The following is a 19,218-nucleotide window of genomic DNA, read 5'->3' on the forward strand; positions in this document are numbered from 1 at the left end:
TACACCAACCCAACAGACAAGACAAAAAATGAAAACGAAGAAGACTGCGGCCCAACTGGGCCGCTTTCTTATATCCCAGCTAATCCACTTCCGACAAATTTCGCCCAAGCATCCATCATAGGTCGACGTTGATCCAGCAAGTCAGTGCGGTGGTACGCAGCTTCTACCTTGTTCTGTATAAGGTGGGCGAGCGCTCGTTCAGCAAGATCTCTGGCATAGCCCTGCTCGCTGCACCAGTCCCGAAAGCTGGAACGAAAACCATGAGCTGTTGCCATTCGGCCAGGAGTACAGCTTGCAGCTTTGGCTCTTCTCAGAAACATCGTCAGCACTGTGTCTGAGAGCGGTACCTGGTCTCTGGGAGAAGGAAATACCAACTCGTCATGTAATCCCCTTAACCCCAGCAGGATCTCGACGGCACGAAGAGATAACGGAACACGATGTTGTTGCTTGGCCTTCATACGCTCGGCTGGCAGGGTCCAGACCCTTGCCTCCAGATCTACCTCAGACCATTTCATTGCTCGGACCTCACCTGAACGGCATGCAGTCAGGATCAAGAGCTCGAGCATCGAACGGGTTACATCGTACTGTTGCGCTGTTCTCAGGTGTTTTTGCACAAATGCAGGGATATCACGCCAGGGCATAGCAGGCTGATGCTCTACTCGCACAGATTTGCTGGGTTGAGTCGGTAATAGGTGGCTTACCACATCCACTGGGTTTGCAGAGGTATAGCCATGGGCCCATGCCCAAGCCATCACTGCGTGTAGGCGCTGCTTAACACGGCTTGCTGTTTCCGGGATTGTCAGCCATATCGGTTGCAAAACGGAAGCGATATGAGTTGGGGTGATGGCATCAATAGAGACAGGGCCAATGGTAGGAAAGGCATATTGTTCCAATGTGGTGATCCATTGCTTGCCGTGTTTTGGGTTCTTCCAACCAGGTAACAAGCTTTCATAGATGAGTCTGGCGGATGCTTCCAATGTCGGGATCTTCGGCTTGTTCTGCTCCTGCAGTCGGATCTCTAGCGGATCCCGATTATTCGCCAACTGCTCCCGCATTGTCTGTGCGTCTCGAGCTGCGTCAGCTATTGAGATCTCGGGGTAAGTCCCGAGGCCAGCGTTACGTCGTTTCTTTGTCGCTGGGCTGACATAGCGGAATACCCACTTACCTCTTCCTTTGACGGTTGAGGAATGTAGCGTCAACCCTGTGACGCCACCGTGAGCAAGGGGTTTATCTTCCGGCTTGATGCTACGAGCTTTGGTATCGGTGAGGATTGCCATCAGGTAACCTCCTTGAGAATTGAGTATGCCACACAGTATGCCACCAAGCATGCGCAGTGGTAATATGTGATTGGGATGGATTGGACAGAGTTTGTTTCTAATATGATGATAGTAAAGGGCTTTCTTGATTGATGTGGAGTGGGTTGGACTTAATTGCGGCGGGCACCTCCTCCGCCATCTATACGGCCCATCTCATCGATTGAGATGGGCTTTTTTGTATCTGTAATCTCTGATGTACCGCCGGACTAGGTGGGAAAGGGGATTGGGTCGCTACCGGGCTCGCCGCCCGTCACACCTCTGCGCTTGCCGCGCCCTGTCTGATGATCTGCCTTGGCGAGAAGCCAAACAGCTTTCGAAATGCCGTGATGAAGTTGGCTGCGTGGTTGTAGCCCGCATGCTCGGCGGCGTCCTGCAGCGACATGCTGCGCTCCTCCAGCCTCACCTTTACCTCCTGCAACTTTCGCTCGCGCAAGTAGCGCTGCAGGCTGATGCCCAGCTCCTTCTTGGCCGCCCGCTGCAGGGTGGAGACGCTCATGCCGAGCGCATCGGCAATGTCGGCGAGGGTCATCTCGTCCACCTTCTCATCCATCAGCAACATCTTCAGGCGAGTCGGCTGTTCGTTGTGCCGCTGGCTGGAGACGAAGGCGATCTGCTGAAGGTTGACCATCAGGCTCTCCCAGACGGTGAGGGCAAACGCCTCCCGCATCAGCATCTCGGGGGCATTCTGGCTGCTGGTGAGGTTCAGCGCCTCCGCAATCTGCCCCAGATGCGGGGGCAGCGACCAGTCGACGCGACTCAGGTGATGGCTGAATACCCGCTCGAACCGCTCGCGCTGGGGGCCCGTCATCTTGCGCTCAAGCCAGGCGGGACTGAGCGACAGGACTATGCTGCGACTGCGCACCTGGGCCTTGGCGGCGCCCTGCACCATGTCGGGTCTGGCATAGAAGATGGCGGTGGCGACGATGGGATCGGACGTGTGAAAACGGCAGCCTCGCAGCTGATGGGTGGCCCCATAGGTCATCAGCGCCTTGCTCTCGAGGGGGATGGCGATGATGAGCTGCGGCGGCAGCTCCCGCTCGGTGGCAAAGTCGGCCTTGTGGACGATGTCCTTGTTGTGAAAGAGGATGCCGTCCTGAATCATCAGGTTCTCTACTCTTCCTGTGAACAAACCCCGTTTGCGAACGCGGGTATCTCTTACCACAGTGTCAGTCATGCTCACTTTGACCATTTCGAAGTATTAAATGACCAACCCGCAAAACTACTGCGGATACTCGAATGCTATATTAGCCCCCGCAAAATTAAATGAAAATGATTATCATCTCTGTTTGGGGGTCACTCTTTCTATGGTTGTCTTCAAGGATAAAGCGCCGAGCCCGCTGGCTCTGGCCGTCTCTGCCGCCCTGGCTGTCACTGTCGTTTCCCCGGTCCGGGCACAAACGGCGAACATCGAGCCGGATGAAACCCTGGTTGTCTATGGCAACCCGCTCTACGGGATGGCGCCGTCGGAGGAGACGGGGGGCTACGGCGTCGACTCGGCCACCGTCGGGACCAAGACCCCGGCGGCCCTGAAAGACATTCCCCAGTCGATCACTGTGCTGACCAACGACTACATAGAGGAGCGCAACTTCGTCGCGGTGGACGACTTGGCCAAGTACACGCCGGGCCTGCGCACCATGGTCAACGACAGCGGCCGCTCCTCCATCTTCTCCCGCGGCTACGAATACGATGAGGTGAACCTCAACGGCCTGCCATCGCCTATGCAGAGCAAGTTCGGCACCCTGCCGTCTCTGGCGGCCGTGGACAGGGTAGAGATCATGCGCGGCCCCTCCGGCCTGTTCAACAGCACCAGCGAGCTGGGGGGCGTCATCAACATGGTGCTCAAGCGTCCGACCGACGAGTTCAAGGGCTCGGTCACGGCGCGCTATGGCAGCTGGGACAGACACTATCTGGAGGCGGACCTGGGCGGGGCACTCAACGAGGAGGGCTCGGTGCTCGGTCGCCTGGTGGTGGCCAACGCCGACATCAAGAACCAGGTCGACTACAACAACAACGACAACGGCACCTATTACGGTACCCTGGAGTTCGACCTGTCGGATCGCACCCTGCTGTCTGTCTATGCCCTGCACCAGACCAAGGACATACTGCCCACCAATGGCCTGCCGGCCTACCGCGATGGCACCATGCTCGACATCGGCCGCAGCACCTATCTGGGCTCGGATGAAGATTTCTTCGATGCAAGCACCACGGATGTGGGGGCCGCCCTCCAGCATGCCTTCGCCAACGGAGGCGTGGCGCAGTTCTCGGCCCGCTACATGGACCACGACATGCGCCTGGAGCAGACCTACACCAATGGCCCAGTGGATGCCGCAGGGAACACGGGGCTGATGTTCAATGCCCAGGCGAACCAGCAGAAAAACATGGCGTTCGATGCCAACTACAGCCAGTTGTTCGGCCTGCTTGGGCACAAGAGCGAGTTCGTGCTGGGCTCTGACTACAAGCGCTACGAGTCCGACATCCAGACCTACACCAACCGCAACATCGGCAAGATCAACGTGTTCGACTTCGATCCGACCGGGGTCGCCAAGCCAAACTACCAGTACACCAAGAACGACCACGAAGAGCAGTCCGAGCTGGGCCTCTATGGCAAGGTGACCTGGCGGCTGCTGGAGCCGCTGGCGGTGATCACCGGGGCCCGGGTCTCCTGGTATGACACCGAGGTCGTCAACACCACCCTGAGCTCGGGGGCGCAGAGCAGCCAGTCCGGTGACTTCAAGGGGAAATTTACCCCCTATGCCGGGGCCGTCTATGACCTGACCGGGGAGCATGCGCTCTATGCCAGCTACTCCAAGGTGTTCAAGCCGCAGACCAGTCAGGATGAAAAGGGGGAGATGCTCACGCCGCGGGAGGGTAGCCAGTGGGAAACCGGCATCAAGTCCTCCCTGCTGGACGGCCTGCTCAATACCCGGGCGACCGCCTTCCTGATGAAGGACGCCAACATCGCGGCCCAGGCCTATGACGATCAGGGTATCGCCATCACCAACACCTACTGGGCCACCGGCAAGGTGGAGACCCAGGGGGTGGAGCTGGAGGCGACCGGCTACCTGAGCCAGCACTGGATGGTCATGACCGGCTATACCTTCACCGACATCGAGGAGAAATCCGGCGATCACAATCCGAAATTCGATGCTATTCCGCGCCACACCCTCTCCCTCTGGACCGACTACCACCTGGCGGACTGGGTACAGGGGCTGCATCTGGGGGGCGGGATGACGGCGGTCAGCGACTACTCCTTCAACCAGAAGGGGATCTCGACTCATCAGGGGGGCTATGCCCTGTTTGATGCGGCAGTGCGCTATGAGATCAACGACAGGATGCAGGCGACCCTGAACCTCTACAACATCCTGGATCGCGAGTACTTCTATCGCGTCGGCTCCACCACCACCTTCAACATGTATGGCGAACCGGCCAACCTGATGGCGGGCTTCAGCTACAAGCTGTAACCCAAGGGAAAACAGGGCCCGGTGGCCCTGTTGTCACCTATCCGAACCCACTTCGTCCGATTCACCCTATGACAAGACTCATCGCGATACTGCTCACCATGATCACTCTCTCGTCTGCCCAGGCCGACATGCGCCATTACGCCGAGGGTTTCAGCCATCACTCGGCCCTGCTCGACGAAACCCGGCAATACAGCGTCTATCTGCCGGATGACTATGTACAAAAGCCGGACCAGCGCTTCCTGGTGCTCTATCTCCTGGACGGGGAGAAGTTCCTGCTGGAGGTGGCTGGCATCACCCAGGCGCTGCGGGCCGGGCTCAATCCGGCGATCCCGTCCCTCATCATAGTGGCGGTGCACAACACCGATCGGATGCGGGACTACACCCCGAGCCACACCATGGCGCTGCCCAACGGGGCGCCGGCGGGGGCCGGCTATGCCAAGACCGGGGGCGGCCCTGCCTTCATGCGGTACCTGACCAAGGAGCTGTGCCCCCTCATCGAGAGTCGCTATCGCACCGCCTCACCGGCCCTGCTGGTGGGCCACTCACTCGGGGGCTTGCTGACTCTGGACACGGTGGCAAAAGACAAAGGCGAGTTTCAGGGCTACCTCTCGGTGGATGCCAGCCTCTGGTTTGACTATCCGGCCAACTACCAGCGCATCGAGCGGGCCCTGACCCGGTCACTCAAGCACCCGGCCTCGCTGTTTATCGCGGTGGTCAACAACCCCTACACGCCAGGCTTCGGGCGCTCCGAGTTTCACCGGAATCACCTGCGCCAGTTTGCCCGGAGCGTGATGGCCCGACCCGGCCAGCACCTGCACGTCACCCATCGCTACTATGAGGAGGAAGATCACCACAGCGTCTACCACCTGGCGGTCTATCAGGGGTTGCAGTGGTTGTTTCGGGGCTACCGGCTGGACTTGACCCCGGGGGTCTTCAACCGGCAGGGGGTCATCGCCCGCTACGATGTCCTGAACCGGCAACTTGGCAGCGAGCTCAAGCCGGAGCAGGAGAATCTGAAGGATATCAGGGACAAGGCGACTCGCTGGCCCCAGAAGCAGATCTCCCCGGCCGAGGCAGATGCCCTGATCAAGCACTATTACGGAAAATAAGCTCGGGAGCCGAGCCCTGGCTGCAACCGCGATAAGCCGGTTGCAGCCGTGAGGGGCGGGTTCACATGCCTCACGGTTCGCTTCGGCGGGATGGAGGTGCCTGATCCAAGTACAGGCAGCTCGGGCTTAGCACAAGATACTGTTGTGATTCTCTTTTCGTGATCTTGACCTGAGTTGTCCAGAGTCTATTAGCATAACATCTGGCTATCCCTAAAGAGGGGCCGAGGCAAGGGATAGAGACATGATGCCCGTCAGTAATGAATGCCTGTTGATGCAGATCCAGCCCACCATCTTGCGCTTCGCCAAGATGCTGGCCAGCGTGCTGCAACTGGAAGTCGAAATCGTCGATGCCAACATGGTGCGGGTGGCAGGAACGGGCCCCTATGGCCAGTTCTTCGGTCGCCAGCTGGAGGGAGACTCCCGCCTGTTGCGCCATGTGATCGAGCACCAGCGCGAAAAGATAGTCACCCACACCAGTGAGGATCCGGTCTGCGAGGGGTGTGGCGGCAGGGATAACTGTCGGGAGCGCGCCTTTCTCGGTGTGCCCATCATGGTGGAGGATCGCTGCATCGGGGTCATCAGCCTGGTGGCCTTCAACACCGTGCAGCAGGCCCGACTCAACCACAATCTGCAGGAGGTGTGCGACTATGTGCAGCACATCTCCCGGCTCTTCGTGACCAAGTTGCTCGACTCCCGCGGCCTGTCTGAGGGGGTCAACAAGGTGTTCTTGGATCTGATGGCCAACATGGATCAAGGCTGTCTGCTGCTCGATGAGCAGAGCCAGGTGCGCTATGCCAACGAGGTGGCTCTCAAACAGCTCCACTGCCCCAAGGAGCAGTTGCTGGGCCGCGAGATAGGTCTGCGCCCGCTCACCTTTGGCCAGCAGGGGCTGACGGGGCACATGCAGCACATCATCACCCTGGCGGATCGCCAGGAGATCATCATCGGCCAGCTGCACCATGTGCAGGGGCAGCAGCTGTTTCTGATGGCGTTCCATCAGTCCCACGGGGTTCCGAGCCAGCCGCCGGAGTCCGAGGAGGGGCTGATGCAGCTGATCGGTGAAAGCCAGCCCATGCGCACGCTCAAGAAGTTGCTCCATCGCATCGCCCTGAGCCCCTCCAGCGTGCTGATCTGTGGCGAGAGCGGCACCGGCAAGGAGGTGGTGGCACGTGCCGTGCACCGGCTCAGCCCGCGCCGCGACAAACCCTTTATCGCCATCAACTGTGCCGCCATCCCGGAGCAACTGCTGGAGAGCGAGCTGTTCGGTTATGTGAAGGGGGCCTTCACCGGCGCCTCCAGCGGTGGCAAGCAGGGGCTGGTTCAGGCGGCGCACAAGGGCACTCTGTTTCTCGACGAGATAGGGGACATGCCGCTCACCATGCAGGCCAAGTTGCTGCGGGTGCTGGAGTTGCGGGAGGTGACCCCCATAGGTGCCAGCCGGCCGGTGCCGGTAGACATTCGCATCATCGCCGCCACTCACCAGCATCTGGAGCAGTACATCGCCGAGGGCAAGTTTCGCGAAGATCTCTTCTATCGCCTCAACGTGATCCCGCTCAACCTGCCGCCGCTGCGCGAGCGGATCGGGGACGTGGCGCTCCTGACCCACTATTTCCTGAACCTGCACACCAGCCGCATCGGCCTCGTCTACCCTGGACTGACGCCGGAGGTGATGGCGCTGCTCGAGGGATACCGCTGGCCTGGCAACGTGCGCGAACTCAGCAACCTCATCGAGTACCTGGTCAACGTGATCCAGGCGGGGGAGGTGATCGAGAGCAGCCTGCTGCCCCCCAGCATTCTGCGCAATCAGTGGCGCGGCATGCCCGGCGAGGGGCAAGGCGCGGCTGTCATGGCGCCGGAGCCAGCAGCGCCTCTGGCGGCGAAACCCATTGAGCCGCCGGTGGCCGAGCTGGGGCTCGAGAGCATGGAGAAGCAGATGATTGAGGAGACGCTGCTGCGCCTTGGCAACAAGAAGCTGGCCGCACAGGCGCTGGGGATCGGGATTGCCACCCTCTATCGCAAGATAAAGAAGTACGATATCGCCGCGCAGCTCTGACACGGACCCGCCAGAGGGCGGGTCTGCTGCGGCTGGCGACTCTTCTTGCGAAGGGACAATTTCGGGCCTGCCCATTTCGTGTTCACTCCGGGATAGCGAGACTCACAACGCGCCGGCATGGCAAGCGGAACATCCCCGTTGTGGCCCCAGGCCCAGCCCTATTTAATCCGGCGAGTCGCGCATCATTATCATTATGAGAAAATCCCCCACCCACCTATCAATTCCAGCCAGGATCCCGAGGTGCCCGCTGATAATTATCAATGGACCTTGTCGATATATCCGCGAGCGACCTTGAATTCACATCCAGCCATCGATTGATAGCCCAAAGACGTGCTCCGCTTTCAATTAATTCGTGGCCTGGCTCACATATATGCAGACCGGTCTGTTTCTTTTATTCGAATTATCGGCTTGGCACGCTAATTGATTGCTCTTATTCGACGCTAACCGACGAACTCACCGATGGCCATATTCTGATGACCTGCGAGTGGAAGGGCGGCATTCCATATCTCATCACTAGATTGGAGTTAACGATGAAAGCAGTGAATCAGCTAATCAAAGAGATCAATGCACTCACATCCAACCTGCATGAAAAAGACTTCCTGTTGACCTGGGAGCAGAGTCCCCAGGAGCTGGAGCTGGTACTCAAGCTGGCCGAAGCCCTGAAGAATTTGCGCACCGAAAACATCGCCACCAGGCTGTTCAACACCGGCCTCGGCATCTCGGTGTTTCGCGACAACTCCACTCGTACCCGCTTCTCCTACGCCTCTGCCCTCAACCTGCTCGGCCTCGCCCAGCAGGATCTGGACGAAGGTAAATCCCAGATAGCCCACGGCGAGACGGTGCGCGAGACCGCCAACATGATCTCGTTTTGCGCCGATGCCATCGGCATTCGCGACGACATGTTCCTCGGTGCCGGCAACGCCTACATGCGTGAGGTGGGGGCGGCGCTGGATGAAGGGTTCGAGAAGGGGGTGCTGCCCCAGCGCCCGGCGCTGGTCAACCTGCAGTGCGACATCGATCACCCGACCCAGTCCATGGCGGATCTCGCCTGGCTGCAGGAGCACTTCGGCAGCCTGGAGAGCCTCAAGGGCAAGAAGATTGCCATGACCTGGGCCTACTCCCCGAGCTACGGCAAGCCGCTCTCGGTGCCCCAGGGCATCATAGGCCTGATGACCCGCTTCGGCATGGACGTGACCCTGGCGCACCCGGACGGCTATGACCTGATCCCGGACGTGATCGCCGTGGCCCACGAGAATGCCAAGGCCTCCGGTGGCAGCTTCCGTCAGGTCAGTTCCATGGAAGAGGCGTTCAAGGACGCTGACATCGTCTATCCCAAGTCCTGGGCCCCCTACAAGGTGATGGAGCAGCGCACCGAGCTGCTGCGCGCGAGCGACCACTCCGGCCTCAAGGCATTGGAGCAGCAGTGCCTGGCACAGAATGCCAAGCACAAGGATTGGCACTGCACCGAAGAGATGATGAGCCTCACCAAAGGGGGCGAAGCGCTCTATATGCACTGTCTGCCGGCGGATATTTCCGGGGTCTCCTGTGAGGAGGGCGAAGTGACCGAAGGGGTATTCGAGAAATACCGTATCGCCACTTATAAGGAGGCGAGCTGGAAGCCTTATATTATCGCCGCGATTATAGTCGCCCGTAAATTCTCCGCACCGGGTGTCGCCCTCGAGCAGTTGATAAAAGAAGCTCAGCCTCGGGTTAAATAACAGTTAGCCATAGACAGGGCGCGGCAGACTGCGTCCTGCTCTTTGTCACAGGGAATAATGCCTGCGAGGTTTCTATGTCTGAATTTTCGCTGAAAATGGATATCGCCGATAATCGCTTTTTTACCGGTGAGTCTCTCCCGCAATTCTCCCGGCTCGAAGCGCAGAAAGCGCGGGCCTTTCACCAGAAGCTGGCGGGCTATCAGCCGACGCCACTGTGCAGCCTGGATGCGCTGGCCACCCACGTTGGGGTGAGCAAGATCCTGGTCAAGGACGAGTCGAAACGTTTTGGCCTCAATGCCTTCAAGATGCTGGGGGGGGTCTATGCCATCGCCAACCTCCTGTGCGCGAAATTCGGGGTCGCGGTCGAGGATTTCTCCTTCGATCTCATCAAGGCCACCATCAAGGCCCCCATGACCTTCGCCACCACCACGGATGGCAACCATGGCCGTGGCATCGCCTGGGCCGCCAAGCAGGTGGGACAGCACGCCGTGGTCTACATGCCCAAGGGCTCGGCTCAGGAGCGGGTGGAGCACATCCGGGCCCTGGGGGCCGAGTGCATCGTCACCGACATGAACTATGACGACACGGTGCGCCTCACCATGCAGATGGCCGAGGAGCACGGCTGGTACATAGTGCAGGACACCGCCTGGGAGGGGTACACCGAGATCCCGACCTGGATCATGCAGGGCTACACCACCCTGGCCGACGAGGCGGTTGAGCAGATGCAAGAGCACGGCATTCCCCAGCCCACCCACGTGCTGTTGCAGGCCGGGGTCGGGGCGCTGGCGGGCGGGGTGCTCGGCTATCTGGCGGACAGCTTCGGGGCCCACAACCTGCACAGCATCATCGTCGAGCCGGATCAGGCCGACTGCATCTACCGCTCCGGCGTCGCCGGCGAGATGGTCAACGTCGGTGGCGACATGCGCACCATCATGGCGGGCCTGGCGTGCGGCGAACCCAATCCCCTCGGCTGGCCCGTGCTGCGCAACTGCAGCACCCAGTTCATCTCCTGTCATGACAAGGTCTCGGCGCTGGGCATGCGGGTGCTCGGTAACCCCCTTGGCCAGGATCCCCGCATCCTCTCCGGTGAATCCGGCTCGGTCGGCACCGGGGTGCTGGTAGCGGTGCGTCATCACCCCGAGCGGGAGGCCCTGATGGCCCGTCTCGGCCTGAACGAGGACTCGGTGGTGCTCATCATCAACACCGAGGGGGATACCGATGTGGCGCACTATCGGGAAGTGGTGTGGGAAGGCAAGCACCCCGCCTGCGATTAAGGCAATCGAAGCGCTGACGGCACCGGCGGTGCCATGAAAGATACGGGACGGGGCTGGTGACTAAGGCTTCGCACTCTCAGTCGTTATGGAGAATCACAATGAGCAAGCAAATTCCGTTTGAAATGGTGTTGGAGAAGGCCCACCAGTACAAGGCCGAGATGAGTCAGTTCCTGCGCGACATGATCGCCATCCCCAGCGAAAGCTGCGACGAGAAGCGGGTGGTGCTGCGCATCAAGGAGGAGATGGAGAAGGTCGGCTTCGACAAGGTCGAGATCGATCCCATGGGCAACGTGCTCGGCTACATCGGCCATGGCCCGCACCTGATCGCCATGGATGCCCACATCGATACCGTGGGGATCGGCAACATGGCTAACTGGACCTTCGATCCCTATGAGGGGATGGAGGATCACGAGATCATCGGTGGTCGCGGCGCCTCCGATCAGGAGGGGGGCATGGCCTCCATGGTCTATGCCGGCAAGATCATCAAGGATCTGGGGCTGGAGGATCAGTACACCTTGCTGGTGACCGGCACAGTGCAGGAGGAGGACTGTGACGGCCTCTGCTGGCAGTACATCATAGAGCAGAGCCAGATCCGCCCGGAATTCGTGGTCAGTACCGAGCCGACCGACTGCCAGATCTACCGTGGCCAGCGTGGCCGCATGGAGATCCGGGTCGAGGTGCAGGGGGTGAGCTGCCACGGCTCGGCGCCGGAGCGCGGTGACAACGCCATCTTCAAGATGGGCCCCATCCTGGGCGAGCTGCAGGAGCTGAGTCAGCACCTCGGCCACGACGACTTCCTAGGCAAGGGTACCCTCACCGTCTCCGAGATCTTCTTCACCTCGCCGAGCCGCTGCGCCGTGGCGGACAGCTGCGCCATCTCCATCGACCGTCGCCTCACCTGGGGCGAGAGCTGGCAGGGTGCGCTAGAGGAAATCCGCGCGCTGCCAGCGGTCAAGGCAGCCGGTGCCGAGGTCTCCATGTACCAGTACGATCGTCCGGCCTACACCGGCCTGGTCTATCCCACCGAGTGCTACTTCCCGACCTGGAAGGTCGAAGAGGATCACATCACGGTCAAGACCCTGTCAAAGGCCTATGTGGGGCTGTTTAACAAGGCACCCGTGGTCGACAAGTGGACCTTCTCCACCAACGGGGTCTCCATCATGGGCCGTCACGGCATCCCGGTGATCGGCTTCGGTCCCGGCAAGGAGCCGGAGGCCCACGCCCCGAACGAGAAGACCTGGAAGGATCACCTGGTCAAGTGCGCCGCCATGTACGCGGTGATCCCGCTGCTCTATCTGGCCGAGCTGGAAGACTAAGCGCCAAGACGGCGGTGGCCTGCCACCGCCGTCCATCTTGATCCCGCCCCGCCTCTGAACCGAGCCGGGGCGCAGGCGTTTAAGGAGCGAGGGATGAGACGACTGATCAAAAACGGCGTGTTGGTCGATGCGGATGCGGAGTATCGCCAGGATCTGCTGCTCGAAAACGGGGTGATCCGGGCTCGGGCTGCCGATATCCAGCCCGATGGCGAGACCGAGGTGATCGATGCCGGCGGCTGCTATGTGATGCCGGGGGGGATAGACGTACACACCCACTTCAACATAGATGTCGGGATTGCCCGCAGCTGCGATGATTTCTTCAGCGGTACCCGGGCTGCCGCCTGTGGTGGCACCACCACCATCATCGATCACATGGGGTTTGGCCCGGCGGGCTGCAACCTGCATCATCAGCTGGCCCGCTATCACGATGACGCCGCCAGTCAGGCGGTGATCGACTACGGCTTTCACGGCGTCGTCCAGCACGTGGACGACGCCATCCTCCACGAGATGGCCGCCATGGTGGAGGAGGGGATCAGCAGCTTCAAGCTCTACCTCACCTACCAGTACAAGCTGGGGGACGACGACGTGCTGCGTGCCCTGGCTCGCCTCAAGGAGGTGGGGGCGCTCACCACCGTTCACCCCGAGAACGACGCCGCCATCGCCGTGCGCCGGGCGGCCCTGCTGGCCGCCGGCCACCGCGCGCCCTGGCATCACGCCGAGAGTCGCCCGCTGGCGTGCGAGGCGGAGGCCATCGGCCGGATGATCAATTTGTCCCGGCTGGCCGGGGATGCGCCGCTTTACATCGTTCACCTCTCCAACGGCCTGGGGCTGGAGTACCTGAAACTGGCGCGCCACCAGGGTCAGCCGGTCTGGGTGGAAACCTGCCCCCAGTACCTGTTGCTCGACGAGCGGTGTTATCACCAGGAGAACGGGCTGGACTACCTGCTCAGCCCGCCGCTGCGCGCCCGCGCGGAGCTGGACAAGCTCTGGGTCGGGCTCGCCGTCGGCGACATCGACACCGTCGCCACCGATCACTGCAATTTCTCCCACGCCCAGCGCCTGGCCCTGTCCGGGGGGGATTTCAGCCGCTGCCCCAACGGCCTGCCTGGCGTGGAGAACCGGATGCTGCTGCTGTTCTCGGAGGGCGTGCTGAGCGGCCGCCTCTCGCCGTCCCGTTTCGTGGCACTCACCAGCGCCAACCCCGCCAGACTGTTTGGCCTCTGGCCTCGCAAGGGCAATCTGCAACCCGGATCCGATGGGGATCTGGTGATCCTGGATCCCCGCGGTGAGACACACATCCGCCACACCGCACTGCACGATAACGGCGACTACAGCCCCTACGAGGGAATGCGTTGCCGCGGCCAGCTGAGAATGGCCCTCAGCCGTGGCGAAATAGTGGCGAAGGAGGGGGCGTTTCTCGGCCAGCGGGGCCGCGGCCGCTTCCTGGCGCGCCTGCCCTTCGATCCCGGCCTCAACGGGGTGCTGCACTAAGGCACTACACACCTTGATCTACTGGGTCGGCCTGGCGCCGGCCCACCTCTTCACCCGGAGACAACGAGATGAAACAGCGAATCGTACTGGCATTGGGGGGCAACGCCCTTGGCAACAACCTGGCCGAGCAGATGCAGGCGGTGCAGGGCACGGCCCGCACCATCGCCGAGCTTATCGCAGAAGGCCACGAAGTGGTGGTGACCCACGGCAACGGCCCCCAGGTGGGGATGATCCAGCAGGCGTTCGAGGTGGCCGCCCGCCACGACGCCAACGCGCCGCACCTGCCCATGTCGGTGTGCGTGGCCCTGAGTCAGGGCTACATCGGCTATGACCTGCAAAATGCCCTGCGCGAGGCGCTGCTCGCGCGCGGTATCCACAAGCCGGTGGTCACCCTGGTGACCCAGGTGGAGGTGGATAAAAATGACCCCGCCTTCCTCGACCCCAGCAAACCCATCGGCGGTTTCTTCAGCAAGGAGGAGGCCCAGGCGCTGATGGCCAAAGGGGAGCGGCTCAAGGAGGACGCCGGTCGTGGCTATCGGCGGGTGGTGGCGTCCCCCAGGCCCATCGACATCATCGAGAAGGAGACTGTCAGCGCCCTGCTGGCGGCGGGTCAGGTGGTGATCACCGTCGGGGGTGGCGGCATTCCCGTGTTGCGGGAGGGCAATCACCTGCGCGGTGCCAGCGCGGTGATCGACAAGGATTGGGCCAGCGCCAGGCTGGCGGAGCTCATTGATGCCGACATGCTGATCATCCTGACCGCGGTGGAGAAGGTGGCCATCCACTTCGGCAAGCCGAACGTGCAGTGGCTCGATACCCTGAGCGTGGCCGATGCCGAGGGCCTGATCGCCGAGGGGCAGTTTGCCAAAGGCTCCATGCTGCCCAAGGTGGAGGCGGCAGTCTCGTTTGCCGGCTCCCTGGCGGGGCGCAAGTCCCTCATCACCCTGCTGGAGAAGGCGGCCGAGGGGATCGCCGGCAAGACGGGCACCCTGATCAGCCAGTAATCCTGCTTCACCTGAACAAGCAAAGGGGGCCGCGGGCCCCCTTTGCATTGGCCGCAATGACCCTGTGATCCACGATGGGCAGGACGGAGGGAGAGGCGTAAGATGGCCCCCCTTGGCACAGGTTGGCCAGCAACAGCGAAGAGGCGGGAAGTCAGAGCGATGAGCACGAAGATCAATATAGCGGCGCTGGGGGGCTTGGGTTTGCTCACCGCCATCTGGAGTTACAGCTGGATAGTGATGAAGCAGGTGATGCTCTACGCGGGGGCCTTCGAATTCACCGCCCTGCGCTGCCTGTGTGGTGCCCTGGTGTTGCTGCTGGTGCAGTGTCTGCGCGGCCGCCGCTACTTGAGACCCACCCCCTTTCGCTACACCTTAGGCATAGCCCTGTTCCAGACCTGTGGCATGGTGGGGCTGGCCCAGTGGGCGCTCATCAGTGGTGGGGCAGGCAAGGTGGCCATCCTGAGCTACACCATGCCATTCTGGGTGGTGATCTTCGCCGCCCTCTTCCTCGGCGAGCGGATGCGCAGGCTGCACTATGTGGCGGTCGGGGTGGCCGCCTGGGGCCTGCTGCTGGTGATCGAGCCCTGGCAGCTGCACCTCGATTCCATGAAGAGCGCGTTGCTCGGGATAGCCTCCGGTATCTGCTGGGGGATCAGCGCCATCATCGCCAAGCGCATGTATGGCCGCCACCCGGGGGGCGATCTGCTGCGGCTGACCACCTGGCAGATGATCTACGCCACCCTGATCATGGCGCTGGTGGCCGCCCTGGTGCCGGAGCGTCCCATCGACTGGCAACCCTATGTGTTCGGTGCCCTGGCCTACAGCGCCATCTTCGCCACCGCCCTGGCCTGGAGCCTCTGGCTGTTCGTGCTGAAGGCACTGCCGGCGGGGATCGCCGGGCTCAGCATCCTGGCGGTGCCGGTGAGCGGCGTGCTGCTCTCCTGGTGGCTGCTCGGGGAGGAGCCGGGGCCGGTGGAGGGGAGCGGCATCGGGCTGATCGTGCTGGCACTCCTGGTGCTCAGCATGCGCAAGCGAACTTCCGTGGTGAGGGAGAAGGGTACCGAGTCGCCGACCCGTCGTTGAGCGGACTTTCTCGCAGGCAGACGGCAGCAGGCCCGCCAATGGCGGGCCTGCTTATGTTGGGTGAAGGGAGCCCTCAGCGAGATGGCGAGGCCAGGGGCTCTTATCTGGGCTGTGACAGGTGCATCATGGCTTCCAGCACGGCGCCAGCGATGGCGCGGGCCTTGTCCGATACCGTAGTGGCATCGGCCCGCTCGCCACGGGGGTCTATGTCACCGATCTTGAAGCCGACCGGCACCTCTATGCCATCGCTCAAGAGCCCCCGCACCATGCCGGACAGCGGCGCTATGATGGGGGCATCCCCCACGTGGGCCATCAGATCCCCTTCCTGTACCAGATCGCCGAGCCGGATCAGGCTCTTCATCACCCCGGCGGCAGTGGCGCGCACCACCCGCCGCGCCGAATGCCCCTCGATGACCCCGGGAATGCCGGTGTTGGGCTGGGCGGGCCCCTGATAGATGACCCGGCCCAGGTGGTGGCCACGGTTGGTCTCGATCACTGCATCGCAATCCCGCCCGGCCTCGAAGCCCGGTCCCAGCGCCACCGTGATGGGGGCCAGCGCCTTGTGGGTGCCGAGGTTCTGTTTGGCCAGGATGGCATCCACCAGGTAACGGGGCTTGAGCTCGCTCAGCGTCTGACAATCCTCATCGACCAGCAGCGGAATGATCCCCTGATCCAGCAGCGCGAATGCCTGCTCGACGTGCTCGGCACGCCTGGCGCAGACGCCTTCCACCGTCGTTTCACCGTCGAACATGGCCTGGGCGAAGGCAATGGTGCGGCGGATCACCGTGGGCTTATCGAGATCCAGCATCACCACCTTGAAACCGCTGTGGTGCAGCCGCAGCGCCACCCCGGTGGCGATGTCGCCCGAGCCGCGAATCACCACCAGCCGATCTCGCTTGAGGCGGACGTCGTCTTGCAGCAGGCCAACCGTCTTGCCATTTTTTACCTGCAACAGCTCCGCCAGTATGCTGATAGCGATCTCCTCCGGGGTCTCGGCGCCGATGTTGTAGCCGATGGGGGCGTGCAGTTGCTGCAGCTGTTCGTGGGGCACGCCACGCTGGCGCAGAGCCTGGGTGAAGGTCTGCACCTTGCGCTTGCTGGCGAGCAGGCCGAGATAGGCGAGGGGGCGATCGACTAGCCTCTCCAGTGCCTCCTTGTCCTGATGGTTGGTGGCGATGATGACGAAGTTGGCGGGTTCGATGGCCAGCGCCTCGATCACCGCGCTCATGGTGTCGGCCTGCTTGAGGTGGGTGCCGGCCGGGAAGAGATCCGGGTTGAGGCTCCCCTCGAAGCAGTCCCCCACGTGGATGTCGAAGCCGAGGGGGGCCGCCGCCTGGGCCAGGGCCCGGTTGACGTGGCCGGCGCCGATCAGCACCAGTCTTGGCTTCAAGCCATGGACATCAATGTAGACCGACATGGCGCCGCCACAGTCGGAGCCCACAGCGTGGTCGCCGTTGCGGGCCATGCGGCCGTGGAAGATGCGGGGCTTGCGCTCGGCCAGGGCGGCAAGGGCCTCGTCGATCACCAGCCGCTCCACCATGCCACCGCCTATGGTGCCAAGGATCTGGCCATCGGCCATCACCAGCATCTGTCCCTGATGGCGCGGGGTGGAGCCGCGGCTCTCGATGATCTGGGCCAGGGCGAAGGGTCGGTTCTCTTGTTCCAGTCGGGCTGCATGTGCAAACAAATTCATAAGGTACCTCAGATTATCCTTGGCCCATCATGGATGGCGGTATGCCCCGATGGGGTGTGAACCAGACAGCGACGAATGGCGATGTGCTCGCGCACGGCCCCCTGCCAGATAGCGTGAAGCTCGGGGTGTCCTCGCAGCAGGTTTATCAATGCCGGCTGCCACAGCCGCTCATTTTGATAATCCCCGTTGATAAACCAGATCCGCCGTGCCCGCGCCGGGGTGCCCTTGAACAGTCCAAGGGGGTGGGACAGCAGCCTATCGAACAGGGCCCAGTCCAGCGGCTCACCGGCCGCTATCCCGCACAGCGCCTGGAGTTCGACCCAGCGGTGGATCTGCGCCGGCTCGGCGCTGGCCCCCAGCATGGCGCCCCCCACCAGGGCGATCACCCAGTCGCTGCTGTGGGGAATGCAAGGTTCGTGCAAGGCGGGCACTTTGAGCAGCTTCTGATGGGCGCCATCGGCCTCCACCAGGATGAGATCGAAACGCTGGCTCGCCTTGATGCGGTCGATCTGCTCGGGGGCGAGCCCGCGCACCTTGCCGCTGGCCTTGTCGTGGTGGCTGAACAGGGCCAGCAGGCAGGGGGCATCCGAGCCTGGCTGGCAGCGAGCGAGTTGCAGCGCGGGATCGGCCTCGATGATCAGATGCCGGTATTGTGAGGGGGCCGGCAGAAACATGTTGGTGCTGGTGGTAATCAGCACCTTTTTACCCTGCCGATAAAAATATTCGGCCAGCCAGTACAGGGTACTGGTTTTGCCACCGGCACCGCACAGGCTAATTAGGCTGGTGTGGCCATCTTTATTGGCAAGCAAGGGGGCTAATAGTGCGTTAATATCGGGAAAAGCAATCGAGGTGGGCAGGGGAAGGGACATGAAAGAGGCAGTTCCAAATTATAGTGACAACGGCGATATATATTGTGACTCACCGAAGAGATGCGATTGCATAATAACGGCCGCCGGGCTCTCGTCGCGGATGGGGGCATGGAAAATGATGCTACCGTATCGCCAGAGTACGATTCTTGATGAGAGTCTCAAAAATGCGCTCACATTCTGTGATCGGGTTATTCTGGTGGTGGGGCATCGCGGTGATGAACTGATCGCCCGCTATGGTGGTCGCCCCGAGATCCAGCTGGTGGATAATCATGATTATGCATTGGGGCTCGGCGGTTCCATCCGGCTGGCGCTCGCGGCCAGCACCAGTGACTACCTCTTCATCACCCACGGCGATCTGCCCTGCATCCCCCGGGAGGTCTATCGGACGCTCTGGCAGGCACGGGGGGAGCACAGCCTGTTCCCGTGCTGCCAGGGGGAGGCGGGTCACCCGGTGTTGCTGCCACGCAAGCTGGGACAGGCGCTGGCTGCGGCGCCGTTACAGGGCTCAGTCCGCCGCTGGTTGCTGGCCCATCCCCATCGCTTCATCGAGGTGCAAAGCGATGCCATCCTGCTGGATGTGGACACACCCGAGCGCTATCAGAGGCTGTTAGCCGCCGATCAATCGGGTTGATTACAAATCTACCTATCCATCCATTGAGCATAATTACGCTGTCGGCAGTATCCCTTCTCGCGCATTATCACCCGATGCCGCCTGATAATCGGGGCGGCCAGGCATTATCAAACTGATATTTCGGCCTACCTTAATGAGATTGTGCAAGCTGGGGTTCAGCTTTGAGTCATTATTTAAATTTGATGTTGATAGCCACTATCATC

General features: G+C 61.6%; 14 protein-coding genes. 10 read left to right on the forward strand and 4 right to left on the reverse strand.

Annotated elements, in window-relative coordinates; all coding sequences use genetic code 11:
• Positions 1-68: 68 nt before the first annotated feature.
• A complete protein-coding gene (locus ACZ9IL_RS04470; protein WP_476002416.1) occupies positions 69-1,277 on the reverse strand; it encodes a tyrosine-type recombinase/integrase in 1,209 nt (402 codons plus the stop codon).
• A 289-nt stretch (positions 1,278-1,566) separates the two neighbouring features.
• Positions 1,567-2,418, reverse strand: coding sequence for a helix-turn-helix transcriptional regulator (locus tag ACZ9IL_RS04475; protein WP_476002417.1), 852 nt, complete (start codon positions 2,416-2,418; stop codon positions 1,567-1,569).
• Positions 2,419-2,620: 202 nt separating this feature from the next.
• Between ACZ9IL_RS04475 and ACZ9IL_RS04480 the strand changes: the two genes are divergently transcribed.
• The 9 genes from ACZ9IL_RS04480 (at position 2,621) to ACZ9IL_RS04520 (ending at position 15,822) form a co-directional block, all read left to right on the forward strand.
• A complete protein-coding gene (locus tag ACZ9IL_RS04480) occupies positions 2,621-4,777 on the forward strand; it encodes a TonB-dependent siderophore receptor (protein ID WP_247626467.1) in 2,157 nt (718 codons plus the stop codon).
• Positions 4,778-4,845: 68 nt separating this feature from the next.
• Entirely contained in the window at positions 4,846-5,886 is a 1,041-nt protein-coding gene (locus ACZ9IL_RS04485) for an alpha/beta hydrolase (RefSeq protein ID WP_476002418.1), read from the forward strand.
• A gap of 241 nt (positions 5,887-6,127) precedes the next feature.
• Positions 6,128-7,939 carry a sigma 54-interacting transcriptional regulator gene (locus ACZ9IL_RS04490; protein WP_476002419.1) on the forward strand — a complete coding sequence of 604 codons (1,812 nt, stop codon included), beginning with the start codon at positions 6,128-6,130 and terminating at the stop codon, positions 7,937-7,939.
• 530 nt (positions 7,940-8,469) lie between these two features.
• Positions 8,470-9,657 carry a knotted carbamoyltransferase YgeW gene (gene ygeW / locus ACZ9IL_RS04495; RefSeq protein WP_476002420.1) on the forward strand — a complete coding sequence of 396 codons (1,188 nt, stop codon included), beginning with the start codon at positions 8,470-8,472 and terminating at the stop codon, positions 9,655-9,657.
• A 74-nt stretch (positions 9,658-9,731) separates the two neighbouring features.
• The gene (dpaL, locus tag ACZ9IL_RS04500; protein WP_476002421.1) at positions 9,732-10,931 is read left to right on the forward strand and encodes a diaminopropionate ammonia-lyase; all 1,200 of its coding nucleotides are present in this window, start codon (positions 9,732-9,734) and stop codon (positions 10,929-10,931) included.
• Positions 10,932-11,029: 98 nt separating this feature from the next.
• Complete coding sequence (locus ACZ9IL_RS04505; protein WP_476002422.1) at positions 11,030-12,247, forward strand: YgeY family selenium metabolism-linked hydrolase; 1,218 nt, start codon at positions 11,030-11,032, stop codon at positions 12,245-12,247.
• A 93-nt stretch (positions 12,248-12,340) separates the two neighbouring features.
• The gene (hydA, locus tag ACZ9IL_RS04510; RefSeq protein WP_476002423.1) at positions 12,341-13,738 is read left to right on the forward strand and encodes a dihydropyrimidinase; all 1,398 of its coding nucleotides are present in this window, start codon (positions 12,341-12,343) and stop codon (positions 13,736-13,738) included.
• Positions 13,739-13,806: 68 nt separating this feature from the next.
• Positions 13,807-14,739, forward strand: coding sequence for a carbamate kinase (gene arcC / locus ACZ9IL_RS04515; protein WP_476002424.1), 933 nt, complete (start codon positions 13,807-13,809; stop codon positions 14,737-14,739).
• A gap of 159 nt (positions 14,740-14,898) precedes the next feature.
• Positions 14,899-15,822: a DMT family transporter gene (locus tag ACZ9IL_RS04520; protein ID WP_476002425.1), complete on the forward strand. Its 924-nt coding sequence runs from the start codon at positions 14,899-14,901 to the stop codon at positions 15,820-15,822.
• Between the two features lie 100 nt (positions 15,823-15,922).
• On the opposite strand, the gene yqeB is transcribed toward ACZ9IL_RS04520, so the two are convergent.
• Together yqeB and yqeC are read right to left on the reverse strand one after the other, a co-directional pair.
• Positions 15,923-17,515 (reverse strand): selenium-dependent molybdenum cofactor biosynthesis protein YqeB, encoded by a 1,593-nt coding sequence (gene yqeB / locus ACZ9IL_RS04525; protein WP_476002426.1) that lies wholly within the window; start codon positions 17,513-17,515, stop codon positions 15,923-15,925.
• A gap of 8 nt (positions 17,516-17,523) precedes the next feature.
• The gene (yqeC, locus tag ACZ9IL_RS04530) at positions 17,524-18,384 is read right to left on the reverse strand and encodes a selenium cofactor biosynthesis protein YqeC (RefSeq protein ID WP_476002427.1); all 861 of its coding nucleotides are present in this window, start codon (positions 18,382-18,384) and stop codon (positions 17,524-17,526) included.
• Here yqeC and mocA point away from each other — a divergent pair.
• The gene (gene mocA / locus ACZ9IL_RS04535; RefSeq protein WP_476002428.1) at positions 18,383-19,015 is read left to right on the forward strand and encodes a molybdenum cofactor cytidylyltransferase; all 633 of its coding nucleotides are present in this window, start codon (positions 18,383-18,385) and stop codon (positions 19,013-19,015) included. The two genes, yqeC and mocA, sit on opposite strands and share 2 nt — an antisense overlap.
• Positions 19,016-19,218: the final 203 nt, after the last annotated feature.

The organism is Aeromonas sp. TECH754 (assembly GCF_056279295.1).